We start from the raw sequence: 22,966 nt of genomic DNA on the forward strand, positions 1-22,966 counted from the left end.
CCAATCGAATCAATCGCTTGGGGCTGAAAGGGAATATGACCGACCCGGTGGGCAGGCGGCGCGGCTCTACGACTGTCAAAGGCACCGACGCGCGGCGATGCGGACCTGCAGACGAAGCAGCCGCCCGTCGCATCAACCGAGTTCGACGGTCCAGCGGTGGGTGCCGCCCGCCACGGGCCGCGCCAGCGCCAGGGCGCCGATGCGGTAGGCATGCGGCCGACGCGTGGCTGCGATCTCCTGCCCCGCGTCATCCAGCACCCGCACGACGCCATGGCCGCGCGGACCGACGCGATAGCTCAGCTCGAAACGCATGTCGGCCAGCGCCAGCTGCACCGTCAGGCCGTCCAGCACCTCGGGCATCACGGGGTCGACGACCAGGGCCTCGTGCTCCAGCCTCAGGCCCAACAGCGAGTGGATGACCAGGCCCAGCGCAATGCCCGGACCGCTCGAATAGATGCGCCAACCGCCATCCAGCGCCACTTCGCCCGCCAACGCGCGGCCGTAATGGGCTTGCGCCTCGTAGCGGTCGGCAAAGGCGGCGTCGGAGCTGGAGTAGTAGCAATTGGCCTGGCGCCGGCCGGCGCTGGCCACCCGGTCGCTCAATCCGATGGGATGGGCCAGCGTCAAGGCCTGCAGGAAGGCTTCGGCACGGCCGAGATGGGCCAGCATCTGGGCGTAGCGCAGATGAGCATGCATATACATGATGCCGATCTCGCGGCCGAAGAAGCTGCTGGTCTCCGCACGCTGGAAGAGCTGGGACGGTCCGCCGCGATAGGGCAGCGGCGCATCGAACAGCCGAGCGCCATCGGGGCCCTTCAGATGCTGCTCAATCAGCGCGGCCTGGGTCGCCGCCTGCTCGGGCGTGAACAGCTCGTCGATGACGGCATGCATCATGGGCAGCAGGCTGTAGCGCAGGCCGGTGCGGCTGTCCCGCGGGTGGATCCACAGCTCGCGCTCGCCTTGCTCGGGGAATAGCGCATAGCCGGCAACGACGTCGTCCTGCACCAGCAGGCGCTGGAACTCGGCGCGCACGCTGACGGCCTCGGCCGCGAGGGCGGCGGCCTGGTCGGCGCGGCCGAGCCGGTTGAAGGCCGTGGCCAGCGTGTGCAGCATCTGGTGGTGCAGGGTCACCGTCCAGGCGCTGCACAGGCGCTCGCGCAGGGCCGGGTCGGCGGGCTGCAGCGAGTCGTTCCAGTCGCCATGCCAATAGGCGGCCAGGCCCGTGCCGGGCACGACGCGCTGGCGGATCAGGGCCAGCGCCTTCTCCACATGCGCCGACAGCGTGGCCGGCTCACCACCGTGGAAAGGCAGCACCTCGTCCAGCAGCCCGGCGTCGCCGCTGGCGATCAGGTAATGCGCCAGGCCCAGCAGCGGCCAGAAGACGATGTCGCCATGCGAGTCGCCGGCGCGGATGGCGGCCTCGCGCTCGAAGAACATGAACCACTGCGGCCAGTCGCCGTCGGGGTTCTGGTTGGCGAAGACGCGCAGCAGCAGGTCGCGCACGGGTTCCGTGCGGCCCAGGGCCAGCAGCATCTCGAGCGGGCCTTGGCAGACGTCGCGGGTACCCCAGCCGCCGCCCGAGTACTGCTCCAGGCCGCGCGGCGACAGGTAGTGCACCAGGGCGTTGTGGGCATACCAGGGCAGGATGTCGCTCAGCTGGGCCAGGGCCGGGTGCTGGCATTGCGGCAGCGTGAGCGGCTGCGCAGGCGGCGGCGCGGCCTCGAGCAGCTCGCCGCGCAGCGTCAGCGAGAAGGACGATGCAGGCGAGAAGTCGAGGCAGACCAGCGGCTCGCCGCGGCTGACGCCATCGTCGAAGAGCCGGCCGTCATCGCCGACTATTGATATGCCCGGCGCCTCGATGACGAGGCCGCCGCCGGGGAAGCGTGCCGCCAGCTCGCTGCCCTCCGGCGGCGTGATGCGCAGGCGGCCGTCGCCGTGCTCCCAGACCGGCTTGGCGGCAGCCGCACCGTCATCGCCACCCACGGCCAGGTTGAGGCTGGCCCGCAGCCGCAGCGCGCGGCCCTTGAGAACGCGCAGGCTGAGCTCCATCACGCCGGGCGCCGCGCCGGCCGATGCGACGACTTCGAGGACGCCGCTGTCAAAGGCATAGATCCAGCGGCAGCGCTGGGGCTGGATCTCGAAGGCCGAAGGCAGGCCGAGCAACTGCCAGTCGCTGACCTGGGGCTGCACGAAGAGGCGCAGGCCGGCCGTGCCGAACAGGCCCAGCAGGCTGCGCTGGGTGGACAGCAGGCGGTTGATGCTGACATGGCCCTGGGTCAGCATGGAGTGGAAGACGCCGCCCATCCAGCAGGTGGAGGTGAGCGCGCCCTCGTCGGGCACCAGGTGGTCGCCGCTGCGCAGGATGTGGCCGTGCGGGCGCTGCACCAGCAGCTCCTTGGCACGCAGCACGACGTGGGCCGCTTCGCCGGTGAAGAAGCTCAGGCACTGGCCGCCCTGCCATTCCTCGTGGCGGCGCTCGCCGGGCCACCAGTCGGACAGCTCCTCGTCGCTCGGGTCGCGGCTGGCCAGCATGGGCGCGCTCGCGAACAGGCTGGCCGCGGGGTCGAGGCCCGGGGCATCGACCATCTGGGCCGCCTGGGCTTGCGGCAAGGCCAGCAGTGCGGCCAGGCGATCCAGATCGGCATCGCTGCTGGCCTCGGGGTGGTGGGCTTGCAAGGCCAGGAAGAAGCCGGCGGCCATGCGCTCGCCGGGCGCCAGCGTGATGGCCTCATCCTGCAGGGCGATGACGGCATGCTCGTGTTGCAGGCGCTGCCCCGGCAGGCCCGTCAACAGGCCCGGGGGCTGTGCGCCTTCGCGGGCCGCATGGCCCCAGACCTGGCTCGCGTCGGTTGCAAAACTCTCGGCACGGCGCAGCGAGCCGGCCAGCAGCCAGGGATGCTTTCCTCCCTGGGCCTGGTTCTGGCGCGCGGCCAGCAGCGTGCCGCGGCCCGCATGCCGCAGCGGCTGCAGGTCGATGTAGTGGCTGACGTAGAACTCGTTGGTGCGCACGGCGCCGTAGTCGGCCAGGCCCACGTCCTGCACCAGCACGGGCGCGATCTCGACCGGCGCATCGCCCAGGTTGGCGGCCTGCAGATGCCAGAACAGCACCGGTTCATCGGCAGCCAGGCGCAGCGACAGCCTCAGGGCCAGGCCCTGCCACTCCCCCCGCATCTCGAAGCCGTCTTCATCCGCGAACACGCTGAGCGGCGACAAGGGCCCGAGCAGCGGCGCGACGCGCCAGCCGTCCTCCCCCGCCTCGCGCCGACGCAGCCAGACATTGGCTGGCCCGCCTTCCAGCTCGTTGCCGGGAAAGAGGTTGAGCATCAGCGCCGGCCCGAACATCAGTCGGCGCAGCGCGCCATGGGAGAGCAGCTCGGCTTCGAGGCCGGCAGCGTTGCGAAGGAAATGGACAGTCATGTCAGTTTCTGTGCCAACAGCCAAGGCAGCAGATCGGGGTCGTTGTAGGCAGGCGTCCAGGAGTCGTGGCCGACGCCGGGATAGATGGTCAGCGAGGCGTTGCCCCCGGCCGCGCGCAAGGCCTCCACGCAGGCGATGTGGGGTGCCAGCGGCACGGCCAGGTCCTGGTCGCCGTGGTAGCCGCGCACGGGCACGCTGCGCATGGCCGCCACCTGGGCGGCGTCGCCGAAACCGCACACCGGTGCGATGGCCGCCAGATCGCGCGGGTAGGCCGTGGCCCAGTGCCAAACGCCAAAGCCGCCGAGCGACAGGCCGGTGCCGACGCAGCGCTGCGGGTCGATATTGAGCCTCGCCTTGAGGGCGCCCAGCAGCCGGTGCAGGCGCTCGGGGTCCCAGTGCAGATTGTCCTCGAGCTGGGGGCTGACGACGATGCAGGGCCAGGCGGCGCCGGCGGCGACCAGCTTGGGCGGGCCGTGGACCTTGACCTTTTCCAGGTCGGTGCCGCGCTCGCCGGATCCGTGCAGGAACACGACCAGGGGCCAGGCCTGGGTGCGCTGGCTGTACTCGCGCGGCAGCCAGATCCAGAAGCGCTGGCCTTCCAGCTCCCAGGCGCGCTGCTCGCCGGCGGCCAGGCCGGCCGGCGGCGTCGGCGGCAGGGCCGCGCAGGCGCTCAGCAGCGCGGGCGTCGTCAACAACAGTTGGCGGCGGTTCATCGTCATGGCGTGGGCTCCAGCTGGATGGTCGTGGCATGGGCCGGCAGAGGCAATTCGCGGCCTTGCCAGTTCAGCACCTGAGTTTCGACGTTAGCGCGCGGTAACGCCGCCGTACCCGGCCAGGCAAGGCGCAATTCGCCGGGCAGGCGTTCCGGGCGGCGGTCGATGTGCAGGGTCCAGCCGCCGTCGGCCCGCCTCAGCAAGCGGTAGTCCAGCCGCCCCCAGGCCGTGGACAGGCCGGTCACGCCGATGTCGCCGGCAGCGCGCCAGGCCGGCGGGATGCCGGCTGCCAGCACCAGGCTGCCGCTCGCCTCGCGCTCGTAGGCCAGCAGGTCGAGGGCCGAGCGCAGATAGTCGGACGAGATCCAGGCATGCGGCATGTCACCGAGGAACTGGACCTTGCGCGCATCCGGCAGCACGACCTCGGCCCATTGATTCCAGCCGGCCGGACGCTGGTGGGTGAAGAACCAGGCCAGCAGGCGATGCGCCTCCTCCACGCGGCCCAGGCGCACCAGGGCGCTGACATTGCGCAGCTCGTAGGGCGTGTAGTCCTTCCAGGCCTTGCTGCCGTCAATGCGGGCGAAGGCCTCGCTCACATACCGGTTGAAGGTGGCGCGCAGCAGCTCGGGCGGCAGCTTGTCCGCCTGGGCCGGGTTCAGCGCCATGGTCGTGGACGTGGCATCGAAGTCGCCGCGGTCGGCGGCGCCGGCGATGTGGTCGAGCTTGAAGTGCCGCGCCGTCGCGGCGATGGACGCGCCCAGGTCGGCCTCGAACTCGTCCCGCGACACCGCCCAGCGGCTGGCGCTGGCCGTGTCGCCCAGGGCCTGGGCGATCTGCACGGCGTCCTTGTAGCCGCGCAGGGCCCAGAAGTCGTCCCAATAGGAATAGGCCGGCTTGTCGCTGTAGCCCTCATGGCTGATGGACGGCGGCATCAGGCCCTTGAAGCGCGGGTCGGCGCCGGGCCTGCGTTCGCTCTGGCGCAGGCCTTCCATCCAGGCGACGACACGCTGCACCTTCGACCAGTGGCGCTCCAGCAGCGCGCGGTCTTGCGTGTGCCGCCACAACTCGGCGACGGCAAACAGGTACTGGCCGTGGCTGTCGTTCTCGACGACGGGATCGGCGCCGCGCTGGTCGACGCAGCAGGGCACCTTGCCGGACTCGAAGATATAGCCGCCATACCAGTCGACGAACTCCCGAGCCGCCTGCAGCTCCCCCATGCGCACCAGGCCGGCCACCATCATGGCGCCGTCGCGCACCCAGGAGCGGGCATAGGAGCGCGTGCCGGGCCGCAGCGCCGGGCCTTCGCGGGACATCAGCATCTGGGCCAGGGCGCTGCGCATGGTGTCGACGACGGGCCGGGCCTGGGGCGGCAGCTGGAGCTCCAGCACCCCCAGGCGATCGCGCCATTGCGCGGCAGCCACGGCCAGGCGGGCGTCAAGGGCGGCGGCATCGCCCCCCGTCACCCAGCCCAGGCTGCGGGCCTCGCCGGCCGCGAGTTCGACATCGAAGCGCAGCAGCGCCGAGGGCAATTGCTCGGCATCCGCCAGCTGCGTGAGTGGCGCCGCCTGCAGCAGCGACGCCAGCCCGGGACCCGCACCCCAGGGCGCCGCACGCACTTCCGCGGGGGCCTCGCGCGGCTGGACGCTCAGCCCCGCCGCGCTGAGCTTGCCATCGCCCCAAGCCAGCGACGGCAGCGGGCTGATGCCGCCCTGGGTTGACAGGAACTGCTGCGGCGGGTTGACCTGCCAGGGGCGCAGCGCCAGCAGCAGCGAATAGCGCTGCGGCTTGGCCGTCGGGTTGCGCAGCGTGTAGCGAGCCAGCAGTTGCGGCGCCTTGGCGGGGCCGTCGGCGCCGGCTTCGACGCGCAATTCGACGTCGGCATGCCGCCATTGCACGACAGGCAATGAGTGCTCGACCAGGCTGTGCTCGGCACGCACCTGGGCCCAGCTGACAACCCGGCCGTCGGCCAGCCTCACCGCCGGCTCGATGCTGGGGCCGCCGCGCGTCAGCTCGATGGCGCCGTCCTCGCTGACCAGGCCGGACCGCTGCGCGCCGCCGTCCACGCCGACGACGGTCCAGTAGTTCTGCTCGCCGCGGAAGGCCCGCGGCAGCTCGCCGCGCGGCAGGGCCTTGGCGAGTTCGGCCACAGCGGCATTGCGATCCGGCCATTGGGCCGCATCGCGCAACTCGACCTCGGGCGGCTTCTTGCCCTCGCGGCGCAGGCGAATCCAGCGCCACTCCTGCTCGCCGAGGAAAAGCGCCCGGCCCGGCTGGGTGGACAGGGGCTTCCAGCGCCGGTTGTCGTCCGACACCTCGACGCGCAGAGGCGTGCCGCTCGCAAACCACAGGCCGTTGAACTCGCGCAGGGTCTGGAAGTCCAGCGTCACCTCGCCAGCCCCCGTCTTGCGGCGCGGCTCCGGCCAGGCCTTGGGCGCGGGCGCGCGCGCCTCCAGGCCGAGGCTGGCGACGCACAAGCTCCCTGCCCCGCCGCCGCCCTGCTGGCCGGCGACAACGACGAACTCGACGAACTGGCTGCGCTGCAGCACACGGTCGTCGGTGGGCCCCCAGGCGAAGGCGACGTGGCGGCGCTTGAAGCGCAGCTCGGTCAGCGCGTCGGGCAGGGGGAAGGCGGGACGGTGGATCCACCAGACGTTGTCGCCGCTGGCATCGACCAGCTTGATCTGCAGGTCGTTGCCAGCACCCTTGCCCTTGAGCTGGGTCGTCAAGGCGAAATCTGCCGGCCAGTCCAGCGGCAGTTCGCGGCGCAGCACGGCATAGCCGGAGACCCCGGCGAAGTCATAGTCCAGGCAGAGGCTGTCGTCGCGCACATCACGGCGCAGGCTGGCCTTGACCTGGTCGGAGGCAGTGGCCTGCCACAGCGCGGCGTCCTTCATGTCGTCGAGCACGGCGCCCACCGCCAACTGGGCGACCAGCAGCAGGGCGGTGACAAACAGCTTTTTCACTTCACGCTACCCATCAACAAGCCTTGCATGTAATAGCGCTGCAGGGCAACAAACAACAACAGCACCGGCAGCACCGTGATGACGGCACCGGCCATCATCAGCTCGCTGTCCTGCACATGCTCGCGCGACAGGGCCGCGAGCGCCACCGGCAGGGTGTGCATCTCGCCATCGGTCAGCACGATCAGCGGCCACATGAAGTCGTTCCAGCTGCCCAGGAAGGCGAACACGGCCAGCGTGACCAGCACGGGCTTCAAGGTCGGCAGCACGACGCTCCAGAAGATGCGCCATTCGCCGGCACCGTCGATGCGCGCCGCTTCGATGAGTTCATCCGGCACGCCACGCGCGTACTGGCGCACCAGGAAGATGCCGAAGATGCCGGCCATGCTGGGGATGATCACGCCCATCCAGGTGTTCACCAGGCCCATGCCCTTGAGCATCAGGAAGAGCGGCAGCATGGCCACCTGGCCGGGGATGACCAGGGCGGCGATCAGCAGGCCGAAGACGCGCTCGCGATGGCGGAAGCGCAGCTTGGCAAAGGCATAGCCGGCCAGGGTGTTGAAGCTGACTGACACGGCCGTGCTGACGATCGCCAGGCCCAGGCTGTTGATGAAGGCACGCTTCAGGCCGCCATCGCCGAGCAGCGCGCGGTAGTGCTCGAAGGTCGGCTCACGCGGGATCAGGGGCGGCGGCAGGCTCTGGGCCGTGCCGGCCGGCATCAGCGACACGCAGACCATCCACACCAGCGGGAAGGCTGCCAGCGCCGCGAAGGCCCACAGCAGGCCATTGAGGATGAGGGCCTTGGACTTCACGCGCCCTCCCCCGTCAGCCGCCTCTGCACCGCGATCAGGCCCTTGCTGACGGCGACGATGACAACAAAGAGCACGAAGGCCACGGCCGAGGCCAGGCCCAGGTTCCACCACTTGAAGCCTTCCTCGTACATCAGATAGAGCACGCTGACCGTGCTCTGCAGAGGCCCGCCCTGGGTCATCACATAGGGCTCGGCGAAGAGCTGGAAATAGCCCGCCGTCGTCAGGATGGTGACCATCAGCAGCGTCGGCGCAATGCTGGCCAGCGTGATGTAGCGGAACTGGGCCCAGGACTTCGCGCCGTCCAGCCGCGCGGCCTCGTACAGATCCTGGGGCACGGCTTGCAGGGCGGCGATGAAGATGATCATGTTGCCGCCGAAGTTCTTCCAGGCGGCGAACAGGATGATGGTGGGCATGGACCAGTGCGGGTCCCCCAGCCAGTCGACGGGCTCGAGCCCGAGCGATTGCAGGGTGTAGTTCACCAGGCCGTACTTCACATGGAAGAGATAGCGCCAGATGACGGCCACGGCGACCAGGGTGGTGACAACAGGAGCGAACAGGGCCGTGCGCAGCAGCGGCTTGAAGCGCACCAGCCGGGACTGCAGCAGCACCGCTGCGGCCAGCGACACGCCTATGGACAGCGGCACGCCCAGCACGACGAAATAGAAGGTGTTGCCCAGGGCCTTCCAGAACAGCGGCAGGCTCAGCACATGGACATAATTGTCCCAGCCCTGCCAGCGCAGATTGCTCAAGGAGGACAGCGCATAGATGTCGAAGTCGGTCAGGCTCAGCGCCAGGCCGGCGAAGACGGGCACGCCGAAGAACAGCGCGATGACGATGAGCGCCGGGGCGACAAAGGCCCAGGCGGCGAGGGCCTCGCGACCGGCGTGCCTCATGCGTGGCGCTCCAGCATCCAGCGCCGCTTCTCCAGGATGCCGTCGACCAGGGCATCCAGCCGCTTCACCGTGGTGTCGAGGTCGGTCACGCCATGCACGGCGCGCGTGGCGGCGAGCTGCATCTCCTTCTCGATGCGTTCCCACTCGGGCACGGCCGGCGCCGCACGCACGCGCTGCAGCTGGCGGTGGAAGGCGGCGGCATGGCGGTCCTCGGCCAGGGTCGCGCCGTTCAGCGGCAGGGCCCAGGCGCTGCGGCGCGCCGGCAGGTCGCCGGTCAGGCGGTAGAACTCCAGCTGCACGTCCGGCCGGCTCAGGTAGCTGATCAGCGCCCAGACCTCGGCCTTGTGGCGAGAGCGCTTGAACATGGCGAGGCTGGCACCGCCGGCAATGGAGGCACCGGGGCCGTCCGGCCCGGGCAGCTCGGCGGTGATCCACGCTTTGGCCAGCTCGGGCGGCAGGCGGCGCTTGAACTCGCCGATGTCCCAGGGGCCGGACATGTAGAAGGCGAAGTTGCCGCGCCCGAACTCCTGCCAGAGGTTGCCGATCTGCACCTCGCTGACGCCCGGTGCCTCACCGCGCTGGAAGCGCTCCAGGTAGAAGCTCAGGGCCTTGCGAAAGCCCGGGCCCGAGAAGTTGCCATAGCGGCCACCGTCGCGCAGCACCTCGCCGGGCTGCTGCAGGGCAAGGGCCAGCAGCGGCGCCGACTCGTTGGTGGGCAGCAGCATGGGTTTGTCCATGCCGCGCTCACGCAGCCGGGCCAGGGTCGCGCGCCAGTCGTCCCAGCTGACGGGCATGGACGGGATGCCGGCCTGGGCCAGCAGGTCCTGGCGCACGAACATCAGCCGCGTGTCCACATACCAGGGCAGGCCGACGCGCTGGCCGCCCGGTGCATTGGTGGCCCAGATGCCCTCGAAATAGTCGCCCGAAGCCAGCGCGGGCGTACGTGCCAGCCAGGCCTCCAGCGGCTCGAGCGCACCCAGGGCCTGCATCTCGGGCAGCCAGGTGTTGCCGACCTGGGCGAGGTCGGGCGTGGCGTCGCCGGCAAAGGCCGTCAGCAGCTTTTCGTGAGCAGCCGTCCAGGGCAGTTGCTCGACCTTGACGCGCACGCCGGGGTGCTCGCGCTCGAAGCCCGGCATCAGCTCGGCCACGACCTCGCTTTCGCGGCCCATGGCCCAGAAGCGCAGCGTGGTCGTGTCCTTGTCGCGCGCGCAGCCCGTGAGCGCGGCGGCTCCGGCAGCGGTGAGCAGGTCGCGGCGTCTCATTCAGTCGCTCATGAAACTCACGGGCCGAGCGCCGGGCCGCTCCCAAGCCGGCCCGTTCTGGCGATGTGCTTGCGGCTCAATGCCGCAAGCATCGCCGTCCCCGCGGGGGACCGACCGGGCGCGCCCGCGTTCAGCGGGGCGGGACTGGGCGAGGGGCGCCATCATCTCAACCCAGCCAGCCTCCGGTAAAGCCGGCGCGCTTCAAACCCCGCACCAGATGCGCGTTCTTGCGCATCACGCGCCAGATCAGTTCACCCCGATGGTTGCCCATCATGGCCAGCAGCGGCCCCTGGTCGATGCCCAGCACGTCGGTATCCACCCAGCCCTTGCCGGGCTCGACGCGGCCATGCGTGAGCCTGACGTCGGGATAGTTGAAGCTGGGGTTGAACGCATCCCAGAAGCCATACCGGCCCCAGGTGTGCGGGTAGCGGGTCTTGATGGCCATCAGCGCTGGCACGACGATCTCTGGCGCGAAGGCGATGGAGGAGCCCGCCGCATAGGGCGCCAGCGTGCCGTCGTCGTGCAGTCCCATGCCACGGCCGGCATAGCTGATGAAGCGGCGCTTCTGGGTCTTGCCGGCGGTCGTCGTGTAGTTCAGCGTGATGTCGGCCGGACCGTCGCTGGCGCTGACACCCCAGACCTCGGCGCTGTAGCCCTGCCAGCCCAGCGGGTTGGCGGCGGCGTAGTCGCGCTGCACATAGGTGGCGCGGCGCGAGTTCTCGAAGTAGTCCAGGCCCTTGGCACGCATATAGGAATCGTGGATGCCGCGGAAGTCCACCCAGCAGTGGGTGAACTGGTGGCCGAACAGCGGCGGGAAGCGCAGCAAGGTCTGGCCGTGGCTCTCGCCCCAGCTGTGTTCGTCGTAGGTGCTGAGCCAGGCGCCATAAGCCTCGGGCTTGACCGGCCGCGTGGGTGAGCCGAGTGCCAGCAGATAGACCATCATGGCCTCGTTATAGCCCTTCCAGTCATGGGGCAGATGGCCTTTCTCGGGCGTCCAGCCATGGCCGATGGAGGGCGGGCGCACCTGGGCCCAGGCCCAGTCGACGCGGCCATAGAGCTCGTCGACGAGGCCGCGGATGCTGGCCTCCTCGGGCTGCTCGCCGTCGAAGAAGCTCTGCGCATGCAGGGCGCCCATCAGCAGCAGGGCCGTGTCGACGGTCGAGAGCTCGCACCGGGCGAAGCGCAGGCCCTCCTTCATGTCGAGGAAGTGATAGAAGAAGCCCTTGTGGCCGGCCACGCCGGTCTTGCCCGGCCCCTGCGGCAACTGGGCCAGGAAGCGCAGCGTCGTCAGCGTGCGGTCGCGCGCCTGGTTGCGGGTGATGTAGCCCCGCGCCACGCCCAACGGGTAGGCGCTCAGCGCAAAGCCGATGGCGGCGATGCTGGCGAAGGACGGCGTTGGCCAGCGGTCGGGCGCGAGTCCCGTCTTCGCATCGGTCGTCTCCCAGAAAAAGTCGAAGGTGCGGCGTTCGAGGTCGGCGAGGAAGGCCTCGCTCGCAGGGATTTCGGCCCAGGTGGGCAGGGCCGAGGCCAGCGCCAGGCCGGCTCCCTGGCCGAGAAGGGCGCGTCGTGTCAGCAGATCCATGATGGGGAGGGATTGTGGGAGCCGGCGGTGACCGGCTCCCTTTTTCAAGGCCGGGATCAGAACGTGTAGCTCACGCCCAGCTTGAACTGGCGCATCGTGCCGCGCACGCCCGTGCGGGTGTCGAAGTGGGCGTTGTCGCCACCGAACACGTTCTGGGGCGGGTTGGCCGCGCCGCCGACCCAGTCGTCGTAATAGCCCCAGTTGGCGGTGTTGAACACGTTCAGCACGTCAATGCGGAACTGCAGCTCCCCGCCATAGACCTTGACGTTCTTGGCCAGGGCCAGGTCCAGTTGCTTGAAGTTGTCAGACCCTCGCTCGACGGCGACGCAGCCGGTCGGGATATTGAAGCCGGTGGTGCAGTTGATCACTCGACGAGGCTGTCCGTCGCCCATCGTGAGCTTGCCGGACAACTGCAGGTCCCAGGGCAGCTTGTCCATCAGGCCGCCGACCACCAGGCGATGCTTCTCCGCATCCTTGGCAGGGCGGAAGCCATAGGTGCTCTTGCCATAGGTCCAGTCGAAGATGTCGTCCGACCATTCGTTGTTGGTGGTCTTGGCGTCCGTGTAGGTGTAGGCCACCGTCATGCTCCAGCCGCTGGCCTGGGTGTAAGGCTTCTCCAGCGACAGGAACAGGCTGGTCGCCTTGTTCTGGCCGACGAAGTCGCCCAGCACCAGGGTGCCGAAGTTGCGCGGTGCGCCGCCCCAGAACGGGTCCACGGAGTTGGAGTTGCCAAAACCCCCGTTGGGGTCGCGGTTGCCGTTGAACCAGATGAACTGGTTCTTCGCATGGATCTTGGAGACGGCGACGTCCATGTTCCACAGGCCCAGGGCCTGGCGCACGCCCAGGCTCATCTGGTCAGCGAACGGCATCTTGAAGTCGTTCTTGATCATCCAGATCTCGCCACCCGGCGCCGCATTCTTCTGCAGTTCGTCCAGCGCGTTGTTGGCCATCTTGCGGTCGTAGCTGCGGCCCCAGCCGCCGTAGATGACGGTGGACTTGTCGCCCAGCACGTCGAACGACGCACCCAGGCGCGGCGCAAACGCACCCTTGAACGCCTTGCGCGAATTGCCGGTGGAGATGTAGTCGGCGATGTTGATGCCGCCCTTGGCGAGCGACTGCGCATAGGTCTGGCCCGCGGGCGCGGTGATGCCGTCCACCGTGCGGCCGTCCAGTGCATTCAACCCGGCGACGCGGTCGGCCGGCGTCACGTAGTTGTTGTTCAGCATGTTGTCTTCATAGTCCCAGCGCGCGCCGAGGTTGAGCTCGAGCTGCTTGGTCAGCTTCCAGTCGTCCTGCAGATAGAGGCCGTACTGCTTGTTGTTGAAGTTGGCCGAGGCGCTGGGGATGGCGAGGCGGATGTTGCACTGGTCGCTGGACAGGCCGTTGCTGCTGACGTTGGTGCCGGTGCAGGTCAGCCCGTTGAAATAGGGCTGGCCGGTCGTCGTGTTCAGCACCGTGTCGATGGCGGCCACGCGGAAAGCCGTGCCGCTGAGCTCGTACTTCATCGCCTTGACCTGGGCCCCGCCCTTGATGACGTGGCCGGCGAGGCCGGTGTAGCTGAGGTCGTTCTTCAGGTAGATGCCGCTCTGGCGCCGGTCCTGGGCATTGGGCGAGCCGCCGGTGAAGAAGATGTCCTGGACGTTGTTGATGGCATTGGTGGGCGAGTACTTGTAGCGCACCAGCGAGTCGGAAGAGTCCGACTGCGGGTTCCATTTGCTGCTCTCCCAGCCGGCGCGCGCCTCGTTCAGGAAGCGGTCGCCGGTGTACTCGTGGACGACGTCGATGCGGTAGGAGTCGTTGTTGTTGTTGATGGCCGTGCTCGGCGCGAAACGGTCGCCGTCGACCGAATAGCCGGTCTCCTTGCGCAGCGTGGTCGAGATGTCCAGGCGCTGGCGGTCGTCGATCTCGGCGGACAGCTTGCCGAACAGCAGATGCTCCTTGAACTGGCCCTTGAACGAACCCTGCTGGCCGGCCAGGGTCGGCACGATGCCGGGGCTGCCGGGATATTTGTCCAGATTCATCGCCGTCAGCTGGCGCGGCTTGTCCAGCGTCTTGCCGTCGTAGGCGAGGAAGTAATGCAGCGCGTCGGGCTTGATGGCGCCGCCGATGCTGAAGCCGCCTTCGATCTGCTTGTAGGAAGGGGGCTCGATCTTGTTGGCCTTGTCACGCTCCTGGATGGGGCTCAGCGAGGTCCAGTTGCTGCCGGTGCGATTGACGTAAACGTTTCCATGCGTTTCGTTGGTCCCGGATTTGGTGACTGCCGAGATGGCCACGCTGGACACCTGGTCGAACTCGGCCTTGTAGTTCTGCGTCAGCACGCGGTACTCGGCGATGGCCGTCTGCGGGAAGGGGTTGCCACGGCTGGTGTCCTGGCCGCTGACGCCGCCGCGCAGGATGTTGTTCTTCTGGCCGACGCCGTCGATGAAGACGTTGACCGAGTCGATGTTCTGCGAGCCGCCGCGCAGCCGCGTGTTGCCGCTGGAATCGGTGTCGAAGCGCACGCCGGGCGCGAAGTCGGCCGCCGACAGGAAGTTGCGCGAGGCCTGGGGGATGGCCTCGATCATCTTGTTGGAGACGGTGGTGCCGACCTGGGAGTCGATGACGCCCTGGCGCTGGGCCGTGCCCTGGATGACGACGGTGCCGAGCTGGTTGCTGCCGCTGCTGAGGTCCAGCGTCGCGTTCTGGCCCACCGACAGCGTGACCGTGCTGCCGCTGGCCGCGCCGCCGACGCGGATCTCGTAGCTGCCCGGGTTCAGGCCGAGCAGCACATAGCTGCCGTCGGCCAGGGTCTTGGTGCGATAGGTGTTGCCATTGGCCTTGTTGACGGCGACGACATCCGTTCCCGCCGGCGCGGTGGCGCCCGCCGCGGTGATGTTGCCGCGCACGGTGGCGTTGGAGCTCTGCGCCGATGCGGTGCCGGCCAGGGCGAAGCAGACGGCCGTGGCCAGCGCGTGGCGGCGCCAGTGCTTGCGGGTGGATGCGTCGTTCATGATGTCCTTGTCTCCTGGTTGTGTACTGTGGTTCGGACGGGATTCAGGGCGGCTTGCCACCGCAGGAGCCGCGCACGACGAGCTGCACCGGCATGACGGTGCTGTCGGCGACGAGCGACTGCGGGCTGTCGAGGGCGTTGGCCAGGGCATCCAGGGCCTGGATGCCGAGGTCGGCGATGGGGACATGCATGGTCGTCAGCGGCGGGCTGACGTAGCGCGCGATGGGGATGTCGTCGAAGCCGGCCAGGGCGATGGCGGTGGGCACCTGGACGCCACCGGCCTGCAGGGCGCCGAGCAGGCCGATGGCCATGATGTCGTTGGCGGCGAAGACGGCGTCGGGGCGGTCGGCCTGCGGCAGGGCCAGCAGGGCCGCGCCGGCGCGCTCGCCGGCGGACTCGGAGAAGTCGCCTTCGAGGATCCATGGCTGGCGACCGTCCACCAGGCCGGCGCGATAGCCGCGCTCGCGCTCGCGTGCCTCGAAGTTGGCCTGCGGCCCGCCCAGGAAGGCGATGCGGCGCCGGCCGCTGCGCACCAGGTGCTCGGTCATTGCCCGCGCGCCACCGAAGTTGTCGACCGCGAAGACGCGCTGCGTCGGCTTGCTGATGCCGGAGTTCAGCAGCACGGCCGGCAGCGTGGGCGGCAGGTTCTGCGACAGGAAGTCGTCGTCGGCATGCGGCGACATGACGACCAGGCCGTCGACGCGGCCGTTCATTGCGCGCAGCGCGGCGGCGGCCTCGTCGGCATCGTCATGCGAGCTGGACAGCAGCAGGTGCAGGCCGCGCGCGCGGGCCGCCTGGTCGATGCCGCGGATCAGCTCCGAGAAGAACTCGCCGTGCAGGTCAGGCAGCAGCGCGCCTATGGTGTCGGTGCGGCGCGTGATCAGGCTGCGCGCCGCGCCGGAAGGCGAATAGCGCAGTTCGCGGGCGACGTCCAGGATGCGCTGGCGCGTGTGGGGCAGCACGTTCTCGGCGCCGTTGAGGGCACGCGAGACCGTGGCCACCGAGACGCCGGCGGCGCGGGCAACATCCTTGATGGTGGCGGGGGAAGCCGTCATTGTCTTGTCAGAGATTGGCGCCATGCGCGGCGATGACCTCAGCATAGAAGCGCGCACTGCCCTTGGGCGTGCGGGTCTGTGTCTGAAAGTCCACATGCACCAGGCCGAAGCGCTTGGCAAAGCCCAGCGACCATTCGAGGTTGTCGAACAGCGACCAGGCGAAGTAGCCGCGCATGTCGGCGCCACGGGCCATCGCGTCCTGCACGGCAGCGATGTGGGTGCGCAGATAGTGCTGGCGCAGCGGATCGTCGACACGGCCATCGATGGCGCTGGGCGGGTCGTAGAAGGCGGCGCCGTTCTCGGTCACATACAGCGGCAGGCCGCCATAGCGCTCGTGCATCCAGACCAGGGTGTCCGCCAGGCTCTGCGGGTGGACCTCCCAACCCATCTCGGTATGGATGCCGCCGGGCTGGCGCTGCGGCGCGGCCGGCACCGGCCAGGCCTTGGCGTCGTGGCGAACGACGGCGCGGGTGTAGTAGTTCAGGCCGAGGAAGTCCACCGGCTGCTTCAGTGCTGCAACCTCGGCGGCCGGCCAGTCCGGCCAGGCTTCGCCGAAGACTTCGCGCAATTCCTCGGGATAGCTGCCGAGCAGGGCCGGGTCGAGGTATTGCCGGTTCATATAGGCATCGGCCAGCCTGGCGGCATGGCGGTCGGCCTCGCTGGCGTCGGCCGGCAGATGCTTGGGCTCGATGTTGACGACCAGGCCGATCTTGTTCTTGCCGACGGCGCGATAGGCCTGCACGCCCCTGGCATGCGCCTGCATCAGCCGGTGGGCAGCGATGGCCGCCTCATACGCGCTCCTGTGGCCCGGCGCCAGCGTGCCCTGCATGAAGCCGCCATCCGCGACGACCCAGGGTTCGTTCAGCGTGACCCACAGCGGCACGCGGTCGTCCAGGGCCTTGAAGCAGACTTGCGCGTAGTCCGCGAACCAGTCCGGCATGTCGGGGTTGAGCCAGCCGCCGCGATCGTCCAGGGCGGCGGGCAGGTCCCAGTGATGCAGGGTCGCCATGGGCTGGATGCCGTGGGCCAGCAGCTCGTCGACCAGACTCTCGTAGAAGCCCAGGCCCGCCGCATTGACCGCGCCCCGACCCTCGGGCAGCACGCGGTTCCAGGCGATGCTGAAGCGGTAGGCGGTCAGGCCGAGCTCGCGCATCAGCGCGACGTCGTCCTTCATGCGGCGGTAGTGGTCGCAGGCGACATCGCCGGTCTCGCCGCCATGCACGCGGCCCGGCGTGCGCACGAAGCGATGCCAGTTGCTGGCGCCGGCGCCATCGGCCAGCGGCGAGCCTTCGATCTGGTAGGCGGAAGTCGCGCAGCCCCAGAGGAAGCCAGGCGGGAACGGTTGTCTCATCCGTCGGACCGACGCTGCTTGCACAGGTCGGCTTTCATGTAAACGTTTACATGCATTCTTTCCACGATGGCGCTATCCGTCAACAGCGTGTTTACCCGGCACCACAGTGGCGGCACGGACCTGGCAGTTGGGCGGGTCCGGCTACCGCTTGCGAGCTTCGCCCGCGGCGGCCTTCGACCGCTACCGCCGTGCCCAAGCCGTAACCCGCGGTCTTGCCGGCATGGCTAGCATGCGCGCCCACAACAAACAGGAGGACGCGGATGCTGGAGCAAGCCGTGGGTCATGTCTTTGAATCGAGCGGCCTGGACGCGCTGCCGCCGCGCCAGCGCCTGCATCTCGTCCTGCTCGGCGTCGACAGCGTCGAGCGCTCGACGGCCTTCTATGAGGCCCTGGGCTGGAAGCGCTCGCCCACCAGCAGTGCCGGCTTCGTGAAGTTCGATCTGGGCGGCTACGCGCTCTGCCTGATCGGCCGCGCGGACTTCGCCCGCGATGCCGGCTTCGAGTCGCCGCAGGGCCAGGGCTTTGCTGGCGTCGGCCTGATCTACATCGCGCAATCAGCGGATGAAGTGCCGCGCATCCTGGCCCGGGCCGTCGCGGCAGGCGGGCGCCTCGTCAAGCCGGCCACGCGCACGCACTGGGGCGTGGCCGGCTATTTCACCGACCCGGACGGGCATCTCTTCGAGGTGGACTACGAAGCGGTCTGGGTGCTGGACGGCGACCACCGGCTGGTGGTCGATCGCGTCAACGGTTGAGTTGCGGGCCGAGCGCCGGGCCGCTCCCTGGCCGGCCCGCGCATGGCGATGTGCTTGCGGCTCGATGCCGCGAGCATCGCCGTCCTCTCGGGGGCTGAGGCCGGACACGGTGAGTCCAGTGGACTCGCCGTGCCTGCCGAAGAGCTGCGCCACTGGCGCAGCGCGGTCTGCAAGACCAGGCGAGGAGCCCCCTCTCAGTCGGCGTAGATGCCGGCAGCCTTGATGACGGGGCTCAGCTTGTTGATCTCGGCTTCGACGAACTTCTTGTGCTCGGCCGGGGCCAGGCGGGCGTCGTTGATGATGACCGCGCCCAGGGCTTCCTGGCGCTTGTGGAAATCGGCGTCCTTCAGGGCCGCACGCAGCGCCGTGTTGACCTTGTCGATGACGGCCTTGGGCGTGCCCTTGGGCGCGTACAGGCCGTGCCAGACGGCGAGGTTGAAGCCCTTGACGCCCGATTCGTCCGCCGTCGGCAGCTTGGCCAGCGCGCCGCTGGTCAGGCGCTTGGACGACATCACGGCATAGGCCTTGACCTTGCCGGCCTCGATCTGGCCGGTGGTGTTGGTGGTCTGGTCGCACATGATGTCGACCTGGCCGCCGAGCAGGTCATTCATGGCCGGCGCGGTGCCCTTGTAGGGCACGGTGGTCATGTCGATCTTGAGGGTGGACTGGTACATCAGGCCGCACAGATGCGAGGCCGAGCCGACGCCGGCATGGGCCAGGTTGATGTTGCCCTTGTTGGTGTCCAGCCACTTGCTGAGTTCGGCGTAGTTGTTGGGCGGCAGATTGGGCCGCGCGATCAGCGTCATCGGCACCTCGTTGATCATGCCGAGGTATTCGAAGTCTTCCAGCGTCTTGTAGGGCAAGGTGCGGTACAGCGCCACCGCGCTGGCGATGCCGATGTGGTGCAGCAGCAGCGTGTAGCCATCGGCCGAGGCCTTGGCGACCTTGTTGGCGCCCAGCGTGCCGCCGACGCCGCCGACGTTCTCGATGATGATGGTGCCGCCCAGGGGCTTGCGCAGGGCCTCGGCCAGGTCACGCGCGACCTTGTCGGTCGGGCCGCCCGCGGCGAAGGGCACGATGATGGTGACAGGCTTCTCGGGGTAGTCGGCCAGTGCAGGGAAGGCGGCCACGGCGGCCAGGCCGGCAGCGAGCAGATGGGTACGGCGCATCGTTTGTCTCCAACAGTTTTTGACGGCGCCTACGCAGGGGCCGTCGCTGGGCAGCTGCCGGGTGGCAGTAGGTCAGTGCGCAGTGTGGCAGGTCGCGGACGATCTGCATCGGGCTTTCCACGAGGCCGGGGGTTGTGGGTTTCCACATCCCGGGCACGGGCGACGCCGGTCAGACGCTGCGGCGATCCTCGATGACCCGGCCGTCATTGGGCAGGCTGCCCGGCGCGCACAGCTCGACCTCGCCGCGCAGCTTGGTGATGTCGCGCAGCGCCGTCTGCAGCTGCTCGGCGAGGCCGGCGGGCTGGCCGTCGGTCTCGAGCTGCAGGCACATGCGGTCGTTGGCCAGTTCGCCGTCGACGACGAGGCGGGCACGGCCGCGCTGGCCGCAGCGCGCCAGCACCTCGGCCACCTGGCCGGCATGCACGAACATGCCGCGCACCTTGGCCGACTGGTCGGCCCGGCCCAGCCAGCCGCGCAGACGCTGGTTGCTTCGTCCGCAAGGACTGGCACCGGGCATCACGGCGGACAGGTCACCGGTGGCGAAGCGGATCAGGGGATAGCCCGGCGACAGCGTCGTCACGACGACCTCGCCGACCTCGCCCTCCGGCAGCGGCTCGCCCGAGCCGGGCCGCACGATCTCGACGATGACGCCCTCGTCGACGACCAGCCCTTCGCGAGCCGTCGTTTGATAGGCGATGAGGCCGAGATCGGCCGTCGCATAGCACTGGTAGGCCTCGACGCCGCGCTCGGCGAACCAGGCGACGAGGGCCGGCGGGCAGGCCTCGCCGCTGACCAGGGCGCGCTGCAGATAGGGCAGCGCATGGCCGCCCTCGGCGGCCTTCTCGAGCAGGATGCGCAGGAAGCTCGGCGTGCCGGCATAGGCCTCGGGCTGCAGGTCCAGCAGAGCCTGCAGCTGCAGCTCGGTGTTGCCGACGCCGCCGGGCACGCTGGCCGCCCCCAGGGCGCGCAGGCCCGCTTCCATCATGGCGCCGGCCGGTGTCAGGTGGTAGCTGAAGCTGACATGGGCGAGCTGGCCCGCGCGGATGCCGGCCGCATGCAGGGCCCGCGCGACGCGCCAGGGGTCGCCGCCATCGGCATCGGGTTCGGGCTCGTAGAGCGGCCCGGGCGACTGGAAGATGCGCCGCGGCATGCCGGCTGCATAGCCCCCGAGGCGCAGCGCACGGCGCGCGGCCTGGGCGGCCGCAAGGCTGCTCTTGCGCGTCAGCGGCACGGCGGCGAGAGCGGCGCGCGATGTGATCGTGGCGGCATCGATCCCGGCCAGCAGCTCGGTGTAGGCCGGGCTGCTGGACTGGGCGTGGGCGATCTGCTCGGACAGCCCCGCCATCAGCGCCGATTCCCGCTCCGCCGGGTCGCGGGTTTCCAGCGCGTCGAAGAAGTCGCTCACTCGTCGTCCTTCCAGCGCGTCAGGCGTCGCTTGATCTCGTCCTGCAGCTTGCGCGAATCGGTGGCTGCCTTCAGCGTGAACATGTCCCACTCGGGCGTGCGCGCCGGCCGCTTGGCCAGCTGGACCTTGACGGTGGCGCCATCGACGGCGATCTTCATCACCAGGTCGGCACCCAGCATCCAGCCCTCGCTGCGCTCGGCCAGCACGCGCTGGTCGCGCGCAAAGCGCTTCAGGGTCTGCAGGGCCGCGTCGGCGTTGAACGGTGGCGGCGCGATATCCCAGCCGTCATCACTCATGTCTGTCTCCTCAAGCCAGCCAGCGCTTGCGGCGCTTGTAGCTCTTCACGTCCTTGAAGCTGCGCCGCCCTTCCCCGCCGACGCCGAGATAGAACTCCTTGACGTCCTCGTTCTCGCGCAGCTCGGCGGCGGCGCCGTCCATGACGACGCGACCGTTCTCCAGGATGTAGCCGTAATCGGCATAGCGCAGGGCCATGTTGGTGTTCTGCTCGGCCAGCAGGAAGGTCGTGCCCTCCTTGGTGTTGAGGTCGCGCACGATCTCGAACACCTCCTCGACGATCTGCGGCGCCAGGCCCATCGAGGGCTCGTCCAGCAGCACCATCCTGGGGTTGGCCATCAGCGCGCGGCCGATGGCGCACATCTGCTGCTCGCCGCCCGAGGTGTAGGCGGCCTGGCTGCTTCGGCGCGTCTTCAGGCGCGGGAAGTAGTTGTAGACCTTGTCCAGCGTGTCGCGCACCGCCGCCTTGCCGTTCTTGCGCGTGTAGGCGCCGGTCAGCAGGTTCTCCTCGATGGTCAGGTGGGCGAAGCAGTGCCGCCCCTCCATGACCTGGATGACGCCGCGCTCCACCATGGCCGCCGTCGACAGCTTCTCGATGCGCTCGCCGCGCAGCTCGATGCTGCCCTTGGTGACCTCGCCGCGCTCGCCTTCCAGCAGGTTGGAGACGGCGCGCAGCGTCGTCGTCTTGCCGGCGCCATTGCCACCGAGCAGGGCCACGACGCTGCCTTCCCGGACCTGAAGGGACACGCCCTTCAGGACCAGGATGACGTGGTTGTAGATGACCTCGATGCCATTGACGTTGAGGAGTGGTGGACTCATTGCGACGCTCGGCTCAGCATGCATGCTCTGGCAGGTGGTGCCCCTCCCCCCGGGGGAGGGGACAGGGGTAGGGCTTCGGCGCCCTGCCCTCCTGGAGGGCGGGGAAGGGGTGGGAGCGGGGCATTACCAGCTCGAAGAGCTGAGCCGCCCCGCGGCTCAGCTCTGACATTCGGCCGGCGTGCGACGAGTGATCTTCTTCTCACCCGCGTACTTGTCGGCGGCAGCCTTCACCATCGGCTTGATGATCTGCTCGTCGGCCTGGTACCAGTCGGAGCTGAAGGCCCATTGCTTGCCGTCCCAGGTGTGCACACGCACCGACGTCGAGCCCTGGTGGTCGTAGCAGCTGGTGCTGATGGGGCGGATGACGCCGGTCAGGCCCAGGCCGGCGAGCTTCTTGTCATCGAGGGCCAGGTTCTCCAGGCCCCAGCGCACCTGCTCGCCCGTCATGACCTTGCCCTTGCCGAAGCGCTCCTGGGCACGGCGCACGGCCTCCACGGCCAGGGCCTGGATGACCAGGCCGCGCGTGTAGAGCACCGAGCCGACCTCGTCCTTGGGGCCCGTGCCCTGGCCCTTGTCGTGCACCAGCTTCAGGATGTCCTGGATGACCTTCGGCGCCTGGCCCGAGGTGTTCAGGTTGAGGGCGTTGTAGCCCTTGGCGCCCTCGCCCACGTCCTTCACATCGGGCTCGGCACCCGACCACCAGACGCCGTACATCTTCTCGCGCGGATAGCCGGTGGCCTGAGCCTCCTTCAGCGCGGTGGAATTCATGACGCCCCAGCCCCACAGCAGCACATAGTCGGGCCGGGCCTGGCGCACCTGCAGCCAGGCCGACTTCTGCTCCACACCCGGCGCCGTCACCGGGATCTTGATGAACTCGAAGCCATGCGTCTTCTGGCGCTCCTCCAGCAGCGGGATGGGCTCCTTGCCGAAGGGGCTGTCGTGATAGACCAGGGCGATCTTCTTGCCCTTGAGCTTGTCCAGGCCGCCCTCCTTCTTGCCCAGATGCTGGATGAGGGCATCGGCCGCCGTCCAGTAGCTGCCCATCAGCGGGAAGTTCCACGCGAACACGCCACCATCGGCCGAGGCCGACAGGCCATAGCCCAGCGTGATCAGCGGGATCTTGTCATTGGGCACCTTGTCGGTCAGCGCGAAGGTGATGCCGGTGGCCTGCGGATCGAAGACGCTGGCGCCCTTGCCCTTCAGCCGCTCATAGCACTCCACGCCCTTGTCGGTGGCATAGCCGGTCTCGCATTCCTCGAACGTGAGCTTCACGCCGTTGACGCCGCCGTCACGCGCGTTGATGAGCTTGATGTAGTCCTGCTTGCCATTGGCCCAGGGCGTGCCGTTGGGCGAATAGGGGCCAGTGCGGTAGACCAGCAGCGGGAAGAACTGCTCCTTGGCCTGGGCGACCGCGGCGGGCGCTGCGAAGAGCTGCAGGGCGGCGAGGGCCGCGCAGGTGATGAGAGTCTTCATGCCTATGTCTCCTGTCGTTG

General features: G+C 69.0%; 16 protein-coding genes. 1 reads left to right on the top strand and 15 read right to left on the bottom strand.

Annotation, left to right across the window (positions count from 1 at the left end; translation table 11 throughout):
- Window positions 1–132: 132 nt before the first annotated feature.
- From AC07OY_RS18875 to AC07OY_RS18920, 10 genes are all read right to left on the bottom strand, one after another.
- The gene (locus AC07OY_RS18875) at window positions 133–3,417 is read right to left on the bottom strand and encodes a GH36-type glycosyl hydrolase domain-containing protein (RefSeq protein WP_495044156.1); all 3,285 of its coding nucleotides are present in this window, start codon (window positions 3,415–3,417) and stop codon (window positions 133–135) included.
- On the bottom strand, window positions 3,414–4,136 hold the full coding sequence (locus AC07OY_RS18880) for a carboxylesterase family protein (RefSeq protein WP_495044157.1): 723 nt from the start codon (window positions 4,134–4,136) through the stop codon (window positions 3,414–3,416). Before AC07OY_RS18880 ends, AC07OY_RS18875 begins: the two co-directional genes overlap by 4 nt.
- On the bottom strand, window positions 4,133–7,093 hold the full coding sequence (locus AC07OY_RS18885) for a hypothetical protein (RefSeq protein WP_495044158.1): 2,961 nt from the start codon (window positions 7,091–7,093) through the stop codon (window positions 4,133–4,135). Before AC07OY_RS18885 ends, AC07OY_RS18880 begins: the two co-directional genes overlap by 4 nt.
- A complete protein-coding gene (locus AC07OY_RS18890) occupies window positions 7,090–7,902 on the bottom strand; it encodes a carbohydrate ABC transporter permease (RefSeq protein ID WP_495044159.1) in 813 nt (270 codons plus the stop codon). The genes AC07OY_RS18885 and AC07OY_RS18890 overlap by 4 nt, the downstream gene beginning before the upstream one ends.
- The gene (locus AC07OY_RS18895) at window positions 7,899–8,795 is read right to left on the bottom strand and encodes a carbohydrate ABC transporter permease (RefSeq protein ID WP_495044160.1); all 897 of its coding nucleotides are present in this window, start codon (window positions 8,793–8,795) and stop codon (window positions 7,899–7,901) included. Before AC07OY_RS18895 ends, AC07OY_RS18890 begins: the two co-directional genes overlap by 4 nt.
- Window positions 8,792–10,057 carry a sugar ABC transporter substrate-binding protein gene (locus tag AC07OY_RS18900; protein WP_495044161.1) on the bottom strand — a complete coding sequence of 422 codons (1,266 nt, stop codon included), beginning with the start codon at window positions 10,055–10,057 and terminating at the stop codon, window positions 8,792–8,794. Before AC07OY_RS18900 ends, AC07OY_RS18895 begins: the two co-directional genes overlap by 4 nt.
- Window positions 10,058–10,223: 166 nt before the next feature.
- On the bottom strand, window positions 10,224–11,639 hold the full coding sequence (locus AC07OY_RS18905; RefSeq protein ID WP_495044162.1) for a glucoamylase family protein: 1,416 nt from the start codon (window positions 11,637–11,639) through the stop codon (window positions 10,224–10,226).
- Between the two features lie 56 nt (window positions 11,640–11,695).
- Window positions 11,696–14,629: a TonB-dependent receptor gene (locus AC07OY_RS18910; protein WP_495044163.1), complete on the bottom strand. Its 2,934-nt coding sequence runs from the start codon at window positions 14,627–14,629 to the stop codon at window positions 11,696–11,698.
- A 43-nt stretch (window positions 14,630–14,672) separates the two neighbouring features.
- Entirely contained in the window at window positions 14,673–15,683 is a 1,011-nt protein-coding gene (locus AC07OY_RS18915) for a LacI family DNA-binding transcriptional regulator (protein ID WP_495044164.1), read from the bottom strand.
- A 7-nt stretch (window positions 15,684–15,690) separates the two neighbouring features.
- Window positions 15,691–17,034 (bottom strand): GH1 family beta-glucosidase, encoded by a 1,344-nt coding sequence (locus tag AC07OY_RS18920; RefSeq protein WP_495044165.1) that lies wholly within the window; start codon window positions 17,032–17,034, stop codon window positions 15,691–15,693.
- A gap of 260 nt (window positions 17,035–17,294) precedes the next feature.
- Here AC07OY_RS18920 and AC07OY_RS18925 point away from each other — a divergent pair, with 260 nt between their 5' ends.
- Window positions 17,295–17,786, top strand: coding sequence for a VOC family protein (locus tag AC07OY_RS18925; RefSeq protein ID WP_495044166.1), 492 nt, complete (start codon window positions 17,295–17,297; stop codon window positions 17,784–17,786).
- Window positions 17,787–17,980: 194 nt separating this feature from the next.
- On the opposite strand, the gene AC07OY_RS18930 is transcribed toward AC07OY_RS18925, so the two are convergent.
- From AC07OY_RS18930 to AC07OY_RS18950, 5 genes are all read right to left on the bottom strand, one after another.
- Window positions 17,981–18,955 (bottom strand): tripartite tricarboxylate transporter substrate-binding protein, encoded by a 975-nt coding sequence (locus tag AC07OY_RS18930; protein WP_495044167.1) that lies wholly within the window; start codon window positions 18,953–18,955, stop codon window positions 17,981–17,983.
- Between the two features lie 169 nt (window positions 18,956–19,124).
- Window positions 19,125–20,360 (bottom strand): phenylacetate--CoA ligase family protein, encoded by a 1,236-nt coding sequence (locus AC07OY_RS18935; RefSeq protein WP_495044168.1) that lies wholly within the window; start codon window positions 20,358–20,360, stop codon window positions 19,125–19,127.
- Window positions 20,357–20,656, bottom strand: coding sequence for a hypothetical protein (locus AC07OY_RS18940; protein ID WP_495044169.1), 300 nt, complete (start codon window positions 20,654–20,656; stop codon window positions 20,357–20,359). Before AC07OY_RS18940 ends, AC07OY_RS18935 begins: the two co-directional genes overlap by 4 nt.
- 10 nt (window positions 20,657–20,666) lie before the next feature.
- Window positions 20,667–21,473, bottom strand: coding sequence for an ABC transporter ATP-binding protein (locus tag AC07OY_RS18945; protein WP_495044170.1), 807 nt, complete (start codon window positions 21,471–21,473; stop codon window positions 20,667–20,669).
- Between the two features lie 156 nt (window positions 21,474–21,629).
- The gene (locus tag AC07OY_RS18950) at window positions 21,630–22,946 is read right to left on the bottom strand and encodes an ABC transporter substrate-binding protein (protein WP_495044171.1); all 1,317 of its coding nucleotides are present in this window, start codon (window positions 22,944–22,946) and stop codon (window positions 21,630–21,632) included.
- Between the last annotated feature and the right edge of the window lie 20 nt (window positions 22,947–22,966).

The sequence above is a fragment of the Roseateles sp. GW821-FHT09H10 genome (assembly GCF_059415865.1).